This is a genomic window from Brevibacillus composti, from assembly GCF_016406105.1.
GTDB classification, from domain to species: Bacteria; Bacillota; Bacilli; order Brevibacillales; family Brevibacillaceae; genus Brevibacillus; species Brevibacillus composti.
In genome coordinates, this window is the sequence record NZ_CP066308.1 from 3,977,857 (window position 1) to 3,995,258 (window position 17,402).

15 protein-coding genes and 1 riboswitch are annotated in these 17,402 nt (G+C 54.3%); of the genes, 1 reads left to right on the top strand and 14 read right to left on the bottom strand.

Annotation, left to right across the window (positions count from 1 at the left end):
- Positions 1-81: 81 nt before the first annotated feature.
- Together argH and JD108_RS19920 are read right to left on the bottom strand one after the other, a co-directional pair.
- Positions 82-1,527, bottom strand: a complete 1,446-nt coding sequence (argH, locus tag JD108_RS19915; RefSeq protein WP_198827664.1) for an argininosuccinate lyase — start codon at positions 1,525-1,527, stop codon at positions 82-84.
- The gene (locus JD108_RS19920) at positions 1,524-2,783 is read right to left on the bottom strand and encodes an argininosuccinate synthase (protein ID WP_198827665.1); all 1,260 of its coding nucleotides are present in this window, start codon (positions 2,781-2,783) and stop codon (positions 1,524-1,526) included. Before JD108_RS19920 ends, argH begins: the two co-directional genes overlap by 4 nt.
- Positions 2,784-2,944: 161 nt before the next feature.
- Between JD108_RS19920 and JD108_RS19925 the strand changes: the two genes are divergently transcribed.
- The gene (locus JD108_RS19925; protein ID WP_198827666.1) at positions 2,945-3,709 is read left to right on the top strand and encodes a MerR family transcriptional regulator; all 765 of its coding nucleotides are present in this window, start codon (positions 2,945-2,947) and stop codon (positions 3,707-3,709) included.
- Between the two features lie 201 nt (positions 3,710-3,910).
- Here the strand turns inward: JD108_RS19925 and JD108_RS19930 are convergent, their stop codons facing one another.
- The 12 genes from JD108_RS19930 to prfB form a co-directional block, all read right to left on the bottom strand.
- Positions 3,911-4,342, bottom strand: a complete 432-nt coding sequence (locus JD108_RS19930; protein ID WP_198827667.1) for a DUF4760 domain-containing protein — start codon at positions 4,340-4,342, stop codon at positions 3,911-3,913.
- 161 nt (positions 4,343-4,503) lie between these two features.
- The gene (locus tag JD108_RS19935; RefSeq protein WP_198827668.1) at positions 4,504-5,841 is read right to left on the bottom strand and encodes an HD-GYP domain-containing protein; all 1,338 of its coding nucleotides are present in this window, start codon (positions 5,839-5,841) and stop codon (positions 4,504-4,506) included.
- Entirely contained in the window at positions 5,825-6,376 is a 552-nt protein-coding gene (locus JD108_RS19940; RefSeq protein ID WP_198827669.1) for a DUF5317 domain-containing protein, read from the bottom strand. The genes JD108_RS19935 and JD108_RS19940 overlap by 17 nt, the downstream gene beginning before the upstream one ends.
- Before the next feature lie 249 nt (positions 6,377-6,625).
- Positions 6,626-6,709: riboswitch (cyclic di-GMP riboswitch) on the bottom strand.
- A gap of 93 nt (positions 6,710-6,802) precedes the next feature.
- A complete protein-coding gene (gene argF / locus JD108_RS19945; RefSeq protein ID WP_198827670.1) occupies positions 6,803-7,774 on the bottom strand; it encodes an ornithine carbamoyltransferase in 972 nt (323 codons plus the stop codon).
- Positions 7,719-10,955, bottom strand: a complete 3,237-nt coding sequence (locus JD108_RS19950) for a carbamoyl-phosphate synthase (glutamine-hydrolyzing) large subunit (RefSeq protein ID WP_198827671.1) — start codon at positions 10,953-10,955, stop codon at positions 7,719-7,721. Before JD108_RS19950 ends, argF begins: the two co-directional genes overlap by 56 nt.
- Complete coding sequence (locus JD108_RS19955) at positions 10,948-12,054, bottom strand: carbamoyl phosphate synthase small subunit (RefSeq protein WP_198827672.1); 1,107 nt, start codon at positions 12,052-12,054, stop codon at positions 10,948-10,950. Before JD108_RS19955 ends, JD108_RS19950 begins: the two co-directional genes overlap by 8 nt.
- Positions 12,055-12,226: 172 nt before the next feature.
- Complete coding sequence (locus tag JD108_RS19960; protein ID WP_198827673.1) at positions 12,227-13,408, bottom strand: aspartate aminotransferase family protein; 1,182 nt, start codon at positions 13,406-13,408, stop codon at positions 12,227-12,229.
- Positions 13,409-13,421: 13 nt separating this feature from the next.
- Positions 13,422-14,225, bottom strand: coding sequence for an acetylglutamate kinase (gene argB / locus JD108_RS19965; protein ID WP_198827674.1), 804 nt, complete (start codon positions 14,223-14,225; stop codon positions 13,422-13,424).
- Positions 14,226-14,238: 13 nt separating this feature from the next.
- Positions 14,239-15,279, bottom strand: coding sequence for an N-acetyl-gamma-glutamyl-phosphate reductase (argC, locus tag JD108_RS19970; RefSeq protein WP_198827675.1), 1,041 nt, complete (start codon positions 15,277-15,279; stop codon positions 14,239-14,241).
- A 120-nt stretch (positions 15,280-15,399) separates the two neighbouring features.
- Complete coding sequence (gene cccB, locus JD108_RS19975) at positions 15,400-15,765, bottom strand: cytochrome c551 (RefSeq protein ID WP_198827676.1); 366 nt, start codon at positions 15,763-15,765, stop codon at positions 15,400-15,402.
- Between the two features lie 92 nt (positions 15,766-15,857).
- Positions 15,858-16,127, bottom strand: coding sequence for a YciI family protein (locus tag JD108_RS19980; RefSeq protein WP_198827677.1), 270 nt, complete (start codon positions 16,125-16,127; stop codon positions 15,858-15,860).
- 80 nt (positions 16,128-16,207) lie between these two features.
- Positions 16,208-17,327 (bottom strand): peptide chain release factor 2 gene (gene prfB, locus JD108_RS19985; RefSeq protein WP_198827678.1). Its coding sequence is split into 2 segments (ribosomal slippage): positions 16,208-17,245 and positions 17,247-17,327, totalling 1,119 coding nucleotides; the frame shifts between segments, so codons are not numbered across the junction.
- Positions 17,328-17,402 lie beyond the last annotated feature (75 nt).

A 17,402-nucleotide genomic window follows, 5' to 3' on the forward strand; every position in this document is an offset into this window, starting at 1 on the left:
GAGGCCCCTATCCTTTTTTCTTCATAAACACGAAAAAGGGACAGATATGATCTCTGTCCCTTTGCGTATGCTTATCCACGTTTATGCAGGCGAGCCTACATCGATGAGCGATTCAATCATGACCTTTTGGCTGTTTTTATCGACCCACTGATGGGTTTCCGCCAGCAGTTTGCGGTATTCCGAGATTTGCAGCTCCACCTGATTGCGCGCGGTGCCGCCCAAGACGTTGCGGGCATTGACTACCGTCTCGACAGCCAGGGCTTCGTACACATCCTCGTCGATGAGCGCGGAGAATGATTTGTACTCCTCCATGGTCAGATCGAGCAGGTATTTCTGCTGTTCGATGCAGTAGAGCACGGCACGCCCCACCACTTCATGCGCCTGGCGGAACGGCATCTCTTTGCGCACCAAGTAATCGGCCAGATCCGTCGCGTTGGAGAAGTCCTGCGTCACCGCTTGGCGCATGCGGTCGGTGCGCACCTGCATGGTCTGGATCATCGGCGTCAGCAGGGCCAGGGCCCCGTGCAGCGTAGCGACCGTGTCAAACATGCCCTCTTTGTCTTCTTGCATGTCTTTGTTGTACGCCAGGGGAAGCCCCTTCAGCACCGTCAACAGACCAAACAGATTGCCGTACACGCGTCCTGTCTTCCCGCGCACCAGCTCCGCCACGTCCGGGTTCTTCTTCTGCGGCATGATGCTGGACCCCGTGCAGAATGCATCGTCCAGCTCGACGAAGGAAAACTCCTGGCTGCTCCAGATGACCAACTCTTCGCACAGGCGGGAGAGGTGAGCCATCAGGAGGGAAGCGCTCGCCAGGAACTCCACGATAAAATCGCGGTCGCTCACGGCGTCCATGCTGTTCAGATAAATGCCGTCGAACTGAAGCATCTCCGCCACGAAGGCGCGGTCGATCGGAAAAGTCGTCCCGGCCAGTGCGCCGGCACCTAGCGGCAGGACATTGACCCGTTTCCAGCAGTCGCGCATCCGCTCGATGTCACGCTGCAGCATGGAGACATAGGCCATCATATGGTAGCCGAACAGCACCGGCTGCGCGCGCTGCAGATGGGTATACCCCGGCATGACGGTATCGAGGTGGTTGTTCGCCTGCTCGACCAAAGCCTCTTGCAGGTACATCGCCAGCTGGATGATCTCCATCAGCTTTTCCCGCAGATAGAGATGCATGTCGAGCGCCACCTGGTCGTTGCGGCTCCGGCCTGTATGCAGCTTGCCGCCGACAGGTCCGATCTCTTCGATCAGCATTTTTTCGATATTCATATGCACATCCTCGTTTTCCACGAGGAACTCTACCTGTCCGCGCTCGATCTTCTCTTTTACCTTTTTCAGACCGGCGATGATTTGTCTCACTTCATCCATCGGCAGGATGCCGCACTTGCCCAGCATTGCTACGTGAGCCAGGCTGCCGACGATGTCTTGCCGCCACATCTGCTTGTCAAAAGAAATGGAAGCCGTATATTCTTCTACGAGCTGATTCGTCGGCTTTGTGAAGCGTCCTCCCCACAGTTTCATTGCGTAATCGCATCCTTTTCGTCCAAAATCTTGATCGGCGTCTTGGTGTTTTCATGCAGCACGCCTTCGTTCACCTGTGCGTATACCTTGGTAGGCAGGCCCCACAGCTTGATGAATCCGATCGCCGCTTTATGGTCAAACTGGTCACCAGCGGCATACGTTGCCAGTTCGTGGCTGTACAGCGTCGAGTCGGATTTGCGTCCGACGACGATGGCGTGGCCTTTGTGCAGCTTCACGCGCACGACGCCCGTCACGTGTTTTTGCGTCTCTTCAATAAAGGCTTGCAGGGCATTGCGGATCGGCGAATACCAGAGACCTTCGTAGATCACCTGCGCCATTTTTTGCTCCACAATCGGCTTGAACTGCGCCACTTCGCGCGGCTGTGTCAGGAATTCCAGCTCGCGGTGAGCCAGAATCAGCGTCGTCGCAGCTGGCGTTTCGTAGACCTCGCGGGATTTGATGCCCACCAGGCGGTTTTCCACATGGTCGATACGTCCCACACCGTGGTTGCCGGCGATTTTATTCAGCTTCAGGATCAGTTCGGACAGCGGCAGCTCTTCGCCGTTCAGGGCAGTCGGCACGCCTTTGACAAAGGTGATCTCTACTTCTTCGGCCTCATCCGGCGCATCCGCGATGGATTTGGTCAGATCATAGGCACCTTCCGGCGGAGCCGCCCACGGATCTTCCAGAACGCCGCACTCGCAGCTTCTGCCCCAGAGGTTTTGGTCGATGCTGTATGGATTGTCCAGATCGATCGGGATCGGAATGTTGTTCTTGGCTGCATATTCGATCTCTTCTTCGCGCGTCCAGCCCCATTCGCGGACTGGCGCCACAATTTTCAAGTTTGGATTGAGCGCTGTAAAGGATACGTCGAAACGAACCTGGTCGTTTCCTTTCCCCGTGCATCCGTGGGCAACAGCGACTGCTCCCTCTTTTTCCGCGATCTCTACCAGCACGCGGGAGATCAGATAACGGGACAGGGCAGATACCAGCGGATACTTGCCTTCATACATCGCGTTTGCTTGCAGGGCAGGCAGTACATATTCGCGGGCGAAAGCTTCTTTGGCATCCACGACGATCGATTTCAATGCGCCGACTTTCAGCGCCTTCTTTTGAATGAAGTCCAGATCTTTTCCTTCCCCTACATCCAGCGCTACAGCAATGACGTCATAATTGTAAGTATCTTGCAGCCACTTGATTGCGACAGATGTATCTAAACCGCCAGAATAGGCCAAAACAATTTTTTCTTTTGCCATCGGTTTCTCTCTCCTTACATAATCGAAGATTGTTCTTGAGTAATTATACAAACGAACTAATAAAAATACAATACCTTTTTCTTTGGGAGCAGCTGAGAGAAAGGGATTGACTTTGACGTATGCGTAAAGGTGTACAGTAAAGTTGTCAGGAGGTGAATACCGTGGAATACACCGTGCAAAAGCTGGGGCAATTAGCCGGAATCAGCACCAGAACCCTTCGGTATTACGATGAGATTGGCATTCTGAAGCCAGCCCGAATCAATTCCTCAGGATACCGGATTTACGGTCAGGCTGAAGTGGATCGCCTCCAGCAAATCCTCTTTTACAAAGAGCTGGGGGTTCCGCTCGAGCTGATCAAAGAAATCGTAACGGCCCCTACCTTTGATCGGGAAAAAGCGCTGAAAGAACATCGCCGGCAGCTGCTCGACAAGCGCAAGCAGCTCGACCTCTTGATTGTCAACGTCGAAAAAACCATCGCCGAGATGGAAGGGAGAATCAAGATGACGGACAAAGAAAAATTTGAAGGCTTCAAACAACAACTGCTGGATGAAAATGAACAAAAGTACGGCAAAGAGATCCGGGAGAAATACGGGGAGGATACGGTCAACAAGTCCTATGAAAAACTGAAGAACATGACGCAGGAAGAGTACGATGAAGTGACGCGGATCGCAAACGAACTGTACGCCACCCTGGCCGAAGCCTACAAGACCGGCGATCCGGCGGGCGAGCTGGCCCAAAAAGCGGCCGGCTTGCATAAGCAATGGCTGCTCTTTCATTGGAGCGATTACAGCAAGGAGGCACATGCCGGACTTGCCCGCATGTATGTCGAAGATGAACGGTTTCGGGCTCATTACGATGAAAAGCAGCCCGGCACGGCAGCGTTTCTCCGAGATGCGATCCTGATTTTCACCGGTCAGGATCAGTAAGAAGGAACAAGGGTGTACCGACGGATGGATAGATCCCGGTACACCCTTGTTCCTTTTCTCTCGGAGACTGGTGATCGACAAAAGAACGGGAAACCGCCTCGCCGAAGAAATGATCATCCGCAATTTCTCCGAGGTGCAGTACAGCTTGGACGACACCCTCCCGTGACTTGACGGACGGAGAAGACGCTCCTTTGGCTCCCTTTATCCCGCTGTGGGATAAGGCACCTCCGGAACATACTGGGCTCCCTTCTTCTCGGCAATCCAGGCCAGCTCTGCCCGCGCGAGTCGTTCAAAATTTTCCGCCACATGGATGTCCCCTTCTGCTCTCCAGCCCTCGATGATCGGGTACAGCGGGATAAAATATCCATTTATAAACCACATGTCAAACAACAGATCGGGGTGGACCAGGCCATTCTTATGGAGCACGCCCACCATCTCGAAAAATCCGTAAAGCGTGACGAACTGCCGGAAGCCTTCGCTACCCCGCGGATGGAGCCGCATAAAAGACTCATACGTCCACGGCTCGCCGAGAAAGGTGCTGCTAAACCACCGTTTGGCCTCTCGCAGCCGGTCCGATTCAAACTGGTCGTACAGCTTCAATACAATGTCAGCATCCTGATAGGTTGGGATCATTCTTTGTTCTACTCTCCCTTTCTCTTCTGTGTGTAGACTTCTCCCATAATTATCCACGCAGTTGGGGATTGGCACAAGCATATTCATTCCGAGATTTGGCCTGATCAAGGGCAATAGAGCGGAGCCTCGCTGCAAAAGAAAAACAGTTACAGTCGGATGATCTAGTCGATCACCTCCTGTAACTGTTTGGTTTCGTGCCCATCTTGCTGGATGATTTTCTCCAGTTCTTCTCGCGACAACTGATTGACGACCCGAATAAAATGCTGGGCTAACTCCGAATCAAACTGCGTGCCAGCCCCCCGTCTGATCTCCTGCAGCGCATCCTCTACCGGAAGACCTTTGCGGTATGGCCGGTCGGCCACCATGGCATCAAATGCGTCCGAGATTGCGAGGATACGCGCCATGAGCGGGATGTCCTCGCCTTTTAAGCCATCCGGATATCCCTTTCCATCCATTCTTTCGTGATGAGAACGAATGGCAGGCAGCAACTCATGAAACATGCCTGCTTGCAAAATAATGTCATATCCAATCACCGTATGCTGCTTGATCTGGTCGTATTCTTCCGGTGTTAATTTCCCTTTTTTATTTAGAATCCTGTCTTCAATGCCGATTTTCCCGATATCGTGCAAAATTCCACCGAAATACACTTCCTCCACTTTTTCCGACGACAGGCCGATCGCTTTCGCAATTTCCCGTGCCCAGTGTGCGACCCGCTGGGAATGGCCGCTCGTGTAATGGTCGCGAGCATCGATTGAGGCGGCCATTGTCGTGAGGAAGCGGTGGTTGAAGGTTTTGATTTCCTCTACTTTTTGCTGTAGTTTCTGAACATTACTATAGTATTGGTGAAAGACGTAGCTGATTGTAATAAAAGCAATCATCATAGGGATTAACGTAAGCAGACCGTGTGATTCTACCAGACGGGACCCTACACCTGCCAATACCATGAGGAGCAGGTATGTAGATGTAAATCCTTTCGCCATTTCTTTGACCGTTTCTATCCAGCCTTTGTTATAAAAATACGAGATTCCAAGACCGCATAAAATCAAATTGACCAACCAATACACAACGGCTAGAAAAAGGTCTGCAAGAATTGGTGAAATGGCATTTATACTAACTATCCAATCTTTTAGAAATCCTACAGTCCAAATTGTCATGACAAGCTGACCAATATTCACGGCAGCTTTAATGACATTTACCCTCGTTAACGAAGAAATAATAAGGGCTTCAATGACAGCACACCACACACCAACCGAAGTTCCAAAAAGTAGTATCCCCGAGAAGATGACGGCATTATTCACGGTCAAGATGGTGTTTGACAGTCGAACTGGAGTAAATGTCGAAAGAATAGTCAGGAGAGTATAAGCAGACAATACTCCCCAGTGATCACGAGACTGCCAATCAAAAAAAGACGAATAAATGATAAGAATTGCTCCCAGAACAAATCCAAATTGGACAACTGTACCCTTGGCAATTCTTCGCAAACTAGTTTTTGGCTGCATAGCTTTTACCTTCTCGAAGTTGTAGTAGCGAGATGGGTTTATTCATTAAGCGTTGCACCAGCAAAAATGCTCCGAGCATGATAAAAATATCGCCGATGCTAATCACCCTCGGGATAATCGACGGCATATAAATGACGTCTGTTAAGAATGGAAGATTCGAGGCTTCTGTTAACACACTGTGTTTAAAATTTGTGCCGTTGATGACCGGTTCTAAATCATATGGCAATCTTTTCGCCTGCTCCAGATCGATTGGCATCTTTCCTCGATTAGTCCAGATCGCCAAGGCATTGAGAAACCAGCCAACCATAAAAATCCTCATATCTTCATACTGACGATTAAATACGAAAAAACCCAAAATGAGCACATAGGCTACGGATATGAAAACACCGCTCCATTTGGAAAAAAAAGCTGCACAAACTTGAAGAATAATGCTCCCAACGAGTAGCCCGACCTTATAAAATTTTGGTAACTCCTTTACTCTACCTCCCCGTAAAAGGGCAACAATAAAAGAAAAGCAAATCACATCCAAAAGCATGTAACTTTCCTCCAAAGCTTAAGAAAAAACACCACTCAACCAAGCGGTGTTTCTTCTTAAACATTATTAGCCAATGTGGAAGTTCGCCGAAGTAGCAGCTACGATTGCAACAACCATCATGATAGCAACGATCCATTTTTTCATGCCCATTTCCCTCCTTATATTAAATAGTGGAAAACAGCTGGATTCGCTATTTGCTACTGCAAGGACCAAGCGACCAGATAAAGTCCTCGCGCGTTTTCTCCTTTTCAATGAAAAGGCCGGATTCGCTACTCGCTCCATACAGACCAAGCGACCAAATACAGTCTGTACTTCTTCGCAGCTTCTTGCCTTTATATTACACGAAACTGACAATTTTCGGCAATGGTAGATTCGTAGTCTATTCGCTTCAATTCAACCTAGGAACATATACCTAGAACTATGTCCTCACACAACTGCGGCCATGACGGCTTTTTGTGCATGTAGTCTATTTTCAGCCTGATCAAACACGACGGAGTGAGGACCATCGATCACGCTGGAAGAGACTTCTTCCTCACGGTGGGCAGGCAGGCAATGCAGGAAAATGTAGGACGGGCTCGCGTGGCTGACCAGCTCGTCGTTTACCTGGTAAGCGGCAAAATCGTTCAAACGCTGTTCGTTTTCCTTTTCAAAGCCCATGCTGGTCCAGACATCGGTGTAGACGACGTCGGCGTCTTTGACCGCTTCGATCGGATCGTGGGTCACGAGCAGTTTTCCGCCGCTTGTTTGCGCATAAACTTTTGCCTGCTCTACGATTTCCTCATTCATTTCATATCCTGGCGGCGTGGCGATTCGCACATCCAGACCGAGCAGGGCAGCCGCCAGCACGAGCGAGTTGGCGACGTTGTTTCCGTCTCCCACGTATGCCAGCTTGATGCCTTTCAGCTTGCCCTTGTGCTCCCAGATGGTCAGCATGTCAGCCAGGGCCTGGCACGGATGGAACTCATCCGTCAGACCGTTGATGATCGGGATGGTGGCATGCTTCGCCAGCTCCTCCACGCCCGCGTGGGAGAACGTGCGAATCATGATCACATCTACGTAGCGGGACATTACTTTGGCCGTATCGCTGATCGGCTCGCCGCGTCCGAGCTGCAGCTCCTTGCCGCTCATAAACATCGCCATGCCGCCCAGTTGGTGCATCCCTACTTCGAAAGAGACGCGGGTGCGGGTAGACGCTTTGTCAAATATCATGCCCATGGTTTTGCCCACAAGCGGTTGATACGGCTGCCCGCTCTTTTGCAGTTGCTTGATATGGACGGCCAGCTCCAGTAGCTGCATCAGTTCTTCCCCGGTAAACTCGTCGATGCGCAGCAGATCCTTCCCCTTAAAATTGGCCCACTGCACGTTTGGAAATTGATCCAATATCTTCACAGATTGCATGCCCAACACCTCTTTTCTCAGAAATGGATTGTACATATAAATCAAATGTTTCGGTCGATGTAAACAGCGGCACACCCAGCTGCAGGGCACGGCTTCGCAGGGCGAATCCGCTTCGTCCGCGTCGGTTTCCTTTGGTCGCCGTGATCATGGCAAAAGCGACGGGCTGTGCTTGCACCAGCTCGGTAAGTTCCTGCTGGCCGCAGATCTCGTACGCGATCGAAAAGCCTGCATTCCTCATCCATTCGGCAGTGCCCGGTGTCGCTGCCCAGACAGCTCCCAGCTCCTGCAGACGCTCCAGAGCGGGCAGTACAGCCGCTGTCTTATCTGCATCGGCCAAGGATACCAGACAGATCTGGCCTTCCTGCCACTTGCCAAAGATATTGTCCTTAAAGCAAAATGCTTTGCCTGCCGCCTCGGGAAATGTAGACCCCAGTCCGAGCACTTCCCCTGTCGACTTCATTTCCGGTCCCAGTACCGGGTCGACGCCGGTCAGCTTGACGGTGGAGAAGACAGGTGCCTTGACCACGGCAAACGGAATATCGGGCAGCAAACCGGTGCCGGCGCCCATCTCTTTCAGTTTTTCGCCCAATTGGGCACGGACGGCCAGCTCAACCATCGGAATGCCGGTAACCTTGCTCGTGATCGGCACGGTTCGCGAAGCACGCGGGTTTACTTCCAGGACGTAGACTGTCCCTTCGCTGATGACGAACTGGATATTGATCAGCCCGACTGCCCCCATCTCACGGGCGATCGCTTCCGTATAGCGGGCAATGGTCTCTTTGCACGGCTCCGTCAAATTGGGTGCCGGGAACAGGGCGACACTGTCTCCCGAATGTATGCCTGCCTTCTCTACGTGCTGGTAGATGCCCGGGATCAGGACGGATTCGCCGTCGCAGACCGCATCCACTTCTGCTTCCTGGCCGGGTACGTACTTGTCGATGAGGAGCGGGAAGAACGCCGCGCTGTTTGGATGATTCAGCCACTCGGCAATCATCGCCGACAGCTCTGCCTGGTCGTGCACCACGACCATTCCCTGACCTCCGATCACGTAGGAAGGACGGAGCAGCACGGGATAGCCGATCTCTTCGGCAGCGCTGACAGCCTCCTCGATAGTCGATACGCCCCTGCCGGGTATGTGCGGGATCTCCAGCTTCCGCAGCATCTCGTAAAAGAGCTCGCGATCCTCTGCCCGCTCGATCGCTTCCAGCTTGGTCCCCAGTATGGCGAGGCCTGCCGCTTCCAGCTTGGCAGCGAGGTTGATCGCGGTCTGTCCGCCGAACTGCACCATCACGCCGTCTACCTGCTCCCGCTCCGCTATGTGAAGCACATCCTCCGCGTGCAAGGGTTCAAAGTAGAGGTGATCTGCGGTCGCGTAGTCGGTACTGACCGTCTCCGGATTGTTGTTGACGACGACTGCGGCCATTCCCTTTGCCTGCAAAGCTTTTGCGGCATGCACCGAACAGTAGTCGAATTCGATGCCCTGCCCGATTCGGATCGGACCTGAACCGAGCACCAGTATCTTTTTCCCAGACAAAGTCTCCACTTCATCGACACCTTGCCAATCGGAGTAGTAATAGGGCGTCTGCGCGTCGAACTCTGCGGCACAGGTATCGACAATTTTATAAGTAGGCTGGATGCCGTATTGCTGGCGAAGCTGCTTCACTTCTGCCGGGGTCCGCCCGGTGCAGGCGGCGATCGTCTCATCCGTGAAGCCGCGCTGTTTGGCTTCCCGCAGCAGTTCGGCATGCAGCAAATCGCTTTCCGCCAGCTTGTTTTCCAGCGAGACGATCCTGGCCAGGCTGCGGAGGAAGAAGGGGTCAATCCCCGTCCATTCGTGCAGCTCGCTTTCCGAGCATCCCCGGCGAATCGCTTCGGCGAGCGCAAACAGCCGGATATCGGTTGCTTCCCGGCCGAGCCGGATCAGCGTGTCGCGATCCGCCTCGGCCAGCTCCGGACGGTGCAGATGGGTGCAGCCCAGTTCGAGGGAGCGGACTGCCTTCAAAATTCCTGCTTCCAGATTGCGGGCGATGGCCATCACTTCTCCCGTCGCTTTCATCTGGGTGCCCAGTTCTCTGTCCGCCAGCGGAAATTTGTCAAAGGGCCAGCGCGGAATTTTCACGACAACGTAGTCCAGCGTCGGCTCAAAACTGGCGTAGGTGTACCCGGTGATCGGATTGACCACTTCATCCAGGTGATACCCCAGCGCCAGCTTGGCCGCGATCCGGGCGATCGGATAGCCGGTGGCTTTCGATGCCAGTGCGCTGGAACGGCTCACCCGCGGGTTTACCTCGATGAGGTAATAGTTGTCCGAATGCGGATCCAGCGCGAACTGGATGTTGCATCCGCCGACGACTCCCAGCGCGCGGATCACTTTGGTGGAAACACTGCGGAGCATCTGATACTGCCTGTCGGTGAGCGTCTGGGACGGCGCGACGACGATGCTGTCACCCGTATGGATGCCCACCGGATCGAGATTTTCCATGTTGCAGACGATGATGCAGGTATCATTGGCATCACGCATTACTTCGTATTCGATTTCTTTCCACCCTTTGACGCTGCGCTCGATGAGCACTTGGTTGATCGGGCTGGCGGCGATTCCGTTTGCTGCTACTTCCCGGAGACTCGCTTCGCTGTCGGCGATTCCTCCGCCAGCGCCGCCGAGCGTGTAAGCGGGACGGACGATGACAGGATAGCCGATGGAGGATGCGAACTTGACGGCCTCCTCCACGGATTCAACAGTCGCGCTTTCCGGCACGGGCTCCCCGATTCTCTTCATCAGCTGCTTGAACAGCTCGCGGTCTTCTCCGTTCTGAATCGCAGTCAGGGGTGTACCCAGCAACTCCACTCCGTACTTTTCCAGTACGCCTGCTTCCGAAAGTGAAACGGCCAGATTCAGCCCCGTCTGCCCACCCAGTGTAGGAAGCAGGCCGTCTGGACGCTCCTTGGCGATAATCGCCGTGAGAGAGTCCAGCGTCAGCGGCTCCAGATAGACCTTGTCGGCAACCTGCTGATCAGTCATGATCGTGGCAGGATTGTTGTTGACCAACACGACCTGGACGCCCGCTTCCTGCAGGGACAGGCAGGCCTGGGCCCCCGCGTAGTCGAATTCGGCTGCTTGCCCGATGACGATCGGACCGGAGCCAATCACCAGCACTTTTTGGATGTGGGTCAATTTAGGCATAGGTTTTCGCCCCCTCTGTACGCATTAGCTGCAAAAATTGTTCGAAGAGATGAGAGGTGTCACTCGGACCGGGATGTGCCTCGGGATGAAACTGAACGGTCATGACAGGCTTGGTTTGGTGGCGCAATCCTTCTACAGAGCCGTCGTTAACGTTTCGGTAGGTGACCGCGAGCAGCCGACTGTCCAAAGACTCCTCCTTCACCACATATCCGTGGTTCTGCGAGGTCATGTACACTTTGCCGGTCAAAAGCTCTTTTACCGGATGATTGCCACCGCGGTGGCCGTACTTCAGCTTCTCCGTCTTTCCGCCAAAAGCCAGCGCCAGCACCTGATGCCCCAGACAGATTCCCATCGTCGGGAATGCTTCGGCCGCTTTGCGCCACTCGGTGCAGTAGCTGCGCAGATCTTCCGGATCGCCGGGGCCGTTTGAAAAGAGCAGGCCATCCGGCTGGAGCGCTTGTATCTGTTCATAGGTGGTATCGAAAGGGACGACTGTCACGCGGCAGCCCTGCGCGAGCAGCGCATTCAGAATCGACCGCTTCATGCCCAGGTCCACGAGCACCACATGTTCATGCGGGCCGGGGTAATGCTGCACTTCGCGGCAGGATACATCGGCAACCAGCGATTTTTTGAGATGCTTTCTGTCGCGGGCGGCGAACTCTTCCGAGGTGAGGGGGCGATCTGAAATGATTCCCCACAGAGGGCCTTCCTGCCGCACTCGCTTGGTGATCGTCCGCGTATCGACGCCCGCAAGTATCGGGAACCCGTACGCTTCCGCGGCCTCTGCCAGGGTGCGCCCGGCGAGATAATGACTGGGCTCCAGGCATAGCTCACTGATCACCATTCCTGCCAGTGCAGGCTTTGCCGCTTCAAAATCAATATCGTTGATCCCGTAATTTCCAATTAGCGGGTAGGTGAATGTGACGATCTGCCCCGAAAAGGAAGGGTCGCTCATCACTTCCTGATACCCAGTCATTCCTGTATGAAAAACCACTTCGCCAAAACCATCCTGGAGAGCGCCATAGAGCGTTCCAGCAAACACCTCACCGCTCTCCAGTGTCAGATATCCGGGGCCATACCCCTGTTTTTCTTTGTTCATCTATGAAGTCCACTCCTCTCCGAAGGGCTTGCTTTAACGAAAATTTATGCAACTACATGTATTAATATACATTCGAAGTAATAAAAATGCAATGAGTTTTTTGTCAGCTTTCACTCATTGCATGTATGTTTTCTCGCGGTTAGGCGGGAGGCGAAGCGATTATTCTCTGCCTCTACACCTCTGCCAGTACCTCGTCCAGTACGGATGCCACCCGCTCCACTTCCGCTTCTGTCGTGACGAAGGAAGGAAGCATTCGGACCACCTGCGGGCCGGCCAGCATCAGCAGCACGCCTTTTTCCCGCACACGCTCGATCACGTCGGCAGCCGGGATGGACAGCTCCATGCCGAGAAGCAGACCCTTGCCTCGAACCTGTGCCACCTTGTCCGGATGCGCCGATCTCAACTGCTGCAAGCGGCTCACCAACAGTTCATGCAGCTGGTTGACCCGATCCAGATAGCCGTCCTCTTCGATGGTCTCTACCGTCGCGATCGCCGCTGCCATCGCCAGGGGATTGCCGCCAAAGGTGGTCCCGTGCGATCCTGGTGAGAAAGCCTGTGCTGCTTCTTCCGTCGCCAGGACAGCCCCGACGGGGAAGCCGCTGCCCAGTCCCTTTGCCAGTGAAATGGCGTCGGGCATGACCCCATACTGCTGAAAGGCGAACCAGGTCCCGGTACGGCCAATCCCTGTCTGCACCTCGTCGATCAACAACAGCAGGCCGTGCTCGTCGCATAGCTGGCGAAGCCCTGTGACAAAGGATGGCTCTGCAGGATGGACGCCGCCCTCTCCCTGCACGAGCTCCAGCATGATGGCGCATGTCTTCTCATTGACGGCTGCGCGGACCGCTTCCAGATCGTTGTACGGCACGGTGACGAAGCCTGCGGGGAGCGGCAGGAAGCCTTCCTTTACCTTTTCCTGTCCGGTAGCGGTCAGCGTCGCCATCGTTCTGCCGTGAAACGACTGCCCGAAAGTGATAATTTCGTAGCGATCGGTGCCTTTTACTTTTTGCGCGTAGCGGCGGGCCAGCTTGATCAAGCCTTCGTTTGCCTCTGCCCCGCTGTTGCAGAAAAGGGCCCGATCCAGTCCGGACAGCTTGCTCAATTTGGCTGCCAGAATATTCTGCTGGGGAATGTGAAACAGATTGGAGCAATGCCAGAGCGTATCTACCTGTTCATGCAGCTTTCTGGCTACCTTAGGCGGCACATGGCCGAGCGAGGCAACGGCGATGCCGGAGATGAAATCCAGGTACTCTCTGCCCGATTCATCCCACACCCGGTTGCCTTCCCCCTTCACCAGTTGAATCGGCCACCTCGCATAGTTATTCATCAAATGGTATGGAGCTGTCATCGTACTCATTTTTCTCCTCCTCTCAAAGACCCGCCTCTATCCTTTCTGCGACAATCGCCGTCCCGGCCGCCTCTCCCTTGCTGACGCGAAGGAGATCATCCGCTGTCCCCCGGCAAATGACGACCTGGGCGACACCTGCCGACAACGCATCGAGAGCCGCCTGTACCTTGGGAATCATCCCGCCTGTAATCGTGCCGTCCTGAATCATGCGGTCTATCTCCCCTGCATCGGTGCGTTCGACAAGCGAGCGGCTGCCATCCGCCTCCGGCTTCAAGATCCCCGGCACATCGGTCACCATCACCAGGCTCTCCGCTCCCAGCGCAGCCGCGATCGCGCCGGCAGACACATCGGCGTTTACATTGTAGTGCTCGCACCCGTCACTTGCGATGGCCAGCGGCGCGATCACCGGGATATATCCCGCGGCGAGCATCGTCAGCGGGATATCCGCACTCACGGCCTGCACATCGCCCACCAGCCCGAGCGGTCTTTCGGTCCGAACCGCCGAGATCATGCGGCCGTCCATACCGCTTACGCCCCAAGCCCGGGCCCCGTGCTCGGTCAATTTCCTCACCAGCCATTTGTTGATTTGGCCGCATAGCACCATCTCGACTACCTGCAGGGTATCCTCGCAGGTCACCCGCAACCCATCCGCGAATCGGGACGGGATCGCCAGCTTCTCCAACATGCTGTTGATCGCCGGGCCGCCGCCGTGGACGATGACCAGTTGCTTTCCGCTTTGCTGAATCTCGGCAATCATCCGAAAAAAACTGTCGGGCAGCTGCTCCATCGTACTGCCCCCGCATTTGATCACGACAATTCCTCGCATCTTGTTTCCTCCTCTAGGGGAAAAGCGGCACGAGAGACAGACCGGCTGTCTCGGGCAACCCGAACATGAGGTTCATGTTTTGCACCGCTTGGCCTGCTGCTCCCTTGACGACATTATCGATCACCGAGAGTACGATCACCCGTCCCGTCCGCTCATCTACATGCAGCGCGATGTCGCAATAGTTGGAACCATACACCTCTTTTGTGCGCGGATGGCTCCCCGGCGGGCGCACCCGGACAAACGGCTTGCCCTCATAGGCGGATTCGTACAGTTCCTGCACATCAGCCGCGCTTACTTTCTTTTCCAGCTGACCGTAGGCAGTGACCAGGATCCCTCGAGTCATCGGCACCAGGTGCGGGGTAAACTGCACGAGCTGCTCCATTCCGGCCTGCCTGCCCAGTTCCTGCTCGATCTCAGGCGTATGCTGATGGCCCGCTACCTTGTAGGCATGAATGCTTTCATTGATTTCACTGTAATGGACGCCGAGTGAAACGCCGCGCCCCGCTCCCGATACTCCCGACTTGGCATCGACGATCCAGCTTTTGGAGTGAACCCAGCCGGATTTGGCCAGCGGAATCAAACCGAGCAGCGTGGCCGTCGGATAGCAGCCGGGATTGGCGATCAATTTGGCCGCCGCAACCTCTGTGCCATTCCACTCGGAGAGGCCGTATACAGCCTGTTGCAGCCACTCGTCTCCAGCAGGCTTTTTCTTGTACCAATTCTGATAGGTTTCACCGCTTCTCAGGCGGAAATCTCCGGACAAATCAATCACCTTGGTGCCATGCTGCAGCAGGGCAGGCGATAGCTCGGCGCTCACTCCTGCAGGCGTCGCCAAAAAGACGACATCGTTTTCCGCTCCCATCTGCTCTGCGTCGATTTTGGCGAGAGCAGGCAGCGGATGGGCGTGAAGATGAGGAAAGACGCTCGCCAGCGATTCCCCTTCCGCCGAACTTGAATATAAATGAGCCACCTGTACATGGGGATGGCCAGCCAAGAAACGTATCAGCTCGACGCCGCTGTAACCAGTGGCACCGACAATTCCGACCCGGATCATAGTCTCTCTCCCTCTTTTGTATTTTTATACATGAATAATAATAAAAATTCATACAAAACACAACCCTTTGCCATAGAAAAAAGCGCCCGATCACTTTTCTCGGACGCTTTGCTTGCTTGTTTACTTTTTGTCAGCCAACCAGGCTGCCACGGTTTCCGCATCTTGACCCGTTACCAGACCACCCGGCATTCCGCCTTTACCATTTTGCAGGATATCCAAGATTTGATCTTTGGAGTATTTGCCGCCAACTTGTGTCAAATTCGGACCGACTGCCCCTGAAAGATCCTGCCCATGGCAACTGGAGCACTTGCTGTTATATAGAGTCTGTGCCGTAGCCGCGTCATACCCGCCCGACGGTGCTGTTTGGCCGCCATTTTGGCCGCCTTGGCCTGCAGGGGGCTGCGCTTGACCGCCACCACCGCCACCACAAGCACTTACCAACAAAATAAGCGCAGCGGAAAGGACGGCTAATGGGAATCGCTTCATGGCTGTTCCCTCCTTATTGAAGAATAGTTCTTCGCTAAGTATGCCTCCTCTGCGCTGCCTTCATTCCTTTGAATTGCTTTATTTTGGCGCAATCAGCCTAACGGAAATTCCAACGGACTCCACTCGCGGAGCTCCAGTGTGCGGGCCCCTTCCTTTACCACTGGGTCTGCCTTGGCCAGCTCCAGCGCTTCCTCGGGGGATGCCGCTTTATAGATTACCATGCCGCCCTGTTTATCCGTAAACGGACCGGCCATGACGACTTTTCCTTGTTTGTACAGATCGTCGATGTACGCCAGATGGGCAGGTCGAACTTTGGCATTCAAATCTGGATCCACAATCGTAAGCATCGCTACGTAATGCATGCTTTCCTCTCCCTTTGTCTATGATTCAGATCTATCCGGCCAAGCAGCAGCCGCGGCAAAATGGGCAGAGCGATACAGAACTATTCCGAACGGCGGATCTGCGAACGCAGGTAGGCATCGATAAACATATCGATCTCCCCGTCCATCACAGCCTGCACATTTCCACTCTCCACATTGGTCCGGTGATCTTTCACCATGCTGTAAGGGTGGAAAACATAGGAGCGGATCTGACTTCCCCAGGCGATATCCTTTTGCTCGCCCTGGATCGCCTGAAGCTCTTTTTCCTGCTCTTCCCGCTTGGCTTCAAACAACCGGGCCATCAGCATCTTCATCGCTCGCTCGCGGTTTTTGATCTGGGAGCGCTCTGTCTGACAGGTGACGACAATGCCGGTCGGCAGATGGGTAATCCGGACAGCAGAGTCTGTCGTATTGATGTGCTGACCGCCCGCTCCACTGGATCGGTACGTGTCAATTTTCAACTCTTCTGCGCGGATGTTGATCTCCGTGTCGTCCTCGATTTCGGGCAGCACATTGCAGGAGACAAAAGAGGTGTGCCGGCGGCCCGAAGAATCAAATGGCGAAATCCGAACCAGGCGGTGGACGCCTTTTTCCGATTTCAGATACCCGTACGCATTATGTCCCTTGATCAAAAGGGTAACGCTCTTGACCCCTGCTTCATCTCCCGGGAGGTAGTCAAGCGTTTCCACCTTGAAGCCTTTGCTCTCGGCCCAGCGCGTATACATGCGGAGCAAGAGAGAGGCCCAGTCCTGCGATTCTGTTCCCCCGGCGCCGGGGTGAAGCTCCAGGATGGCATTGTTCTTATCGTACTGGTCGCTGAGAAGCAGCTCCAGCTCGAAGCTCTCGAATTCCTTTTTCAGCTCCTGCGTGCTGTTGTACAAATCCTGAATCATCGAGGCGTCGCCCTCTTCGATGATCAGCTCCAGCATCACTTGCAAATCCTCGTACTGGGCATCCAGGCTGCCCATGGTCTCGACCAGACCTTTGAGCGCGTTCAGTTCGCTGATCGTTTTCTGGGCGGCGTCATTGTCGTCCCAAAAGTCCGGGGCCAGCATGCGCTCTTCCAGCTCGCCGATGCGCTCCTGTTTGATTGGGAGGTCAAAGAGACCCCCTGATATCCGCTAAACGTTTAGCCATGCTCGACATCTCTTGTTTGATATCGGCAATATCAATTAATGCCATGCGCGAATCACCTACTCTTTTGTTTGCTATGTTACATTGTACCGCAAATTGTCGGATTCGCAACATGACCGATTG

Excerpts from the sequence above, each read along its gene's own strand:
- cccB (WP_198827676.1), bottom strand. The coding sequence starts at position 15,765 with ATGAAGCGATTCCCATTAGCCGTCCTTTCCGCTGCGCTTATTTTGTTG.
- JD108_RS19920 (WP_198827665.1), bottom strand. The coding sequence starts at position 2,783 with ATGGCAAAAGAAAAAATTGTTTTGGCCTATTCTGGCGGTTTAGATACA.
- JD108_RS19980 (WP_198827677.1), bottom strand. The coding sequence starts at position 16,127 with ATGCATTACGTAGCGATGCTTACGATTGTGGATCCAGATTTGAATGCC.
- argF (WP_198827670.1), bottom strand. The coding sequence starts at position 7,774 with ATGCAATCTGTGAAGATATTGGATCAATTTCCAAACGTGCAGTGGGCC.
- JD108_RS19950 (WP_198827671.1), bottom strand. The coding sequence starts at position 10,955 with ATGCCTAAATTGACCCACATCCAAAAAGTGCTGGTGATTGGCTCCGGT.
- JD108_RS19935 (WP_198827668.1), bottom strand. The coding sequence starts at position 5,841 with ATGCAGCCAAAAACTAGTTTGCGAAGAATTGCCAAGGGTACAGTTGTC.
- JD108_RS19960 (WP_198827673.1), bottom strand. The coding sequence starts at position 13,408 with ATGAGTACGATGACAGCTCCATACCATTTGATGAATAACTATGCGAGG.
- JD108_RS19955 (WP_198827672.1), bottom strand. The coding sequence starts at position 12,054 with ATGAACAAAGAAAAACAGGGGTATGGCCCCGGATATCTGACACTGGAG.
- argC (WP_198827675.1), bottom strand. The coding sequence starts at position 15,279 with ATGATCCGGGTCGGAATTGTCGGTGCCACTGGTTACAGCGGCGTCGAG.
- JD108_RS19940 (WP_198827669.1), bottom strand. The coding sequence starts at position 6,376 with ATGCTTTTGGATGTGATTTGCTTTTCTTTTATTGTTGCCCTTTTACGG.
- argH (WP_198827664.1), bottom strand. The coding sequence starts at position 1,527 with ATGAAACTGTGGGGAGGACGCTTCACAAAGCCGACGAATCAGCTCGTA.
- argB (WP_198827674.1), bottom strand. The coding sequence starts at position 14,225 with ATGCGAGGAATTGTCGTGATCAAATGCGGGGGCAGTACGATGGAGCAG.
- JD108_RS19930 (WP_198827667.1), bottom strand. The coding sequence starts at position 4,342 with ATGATCCCAACCTATCAGGATGCTGACATTGTATTGAAGCTGTACGAC.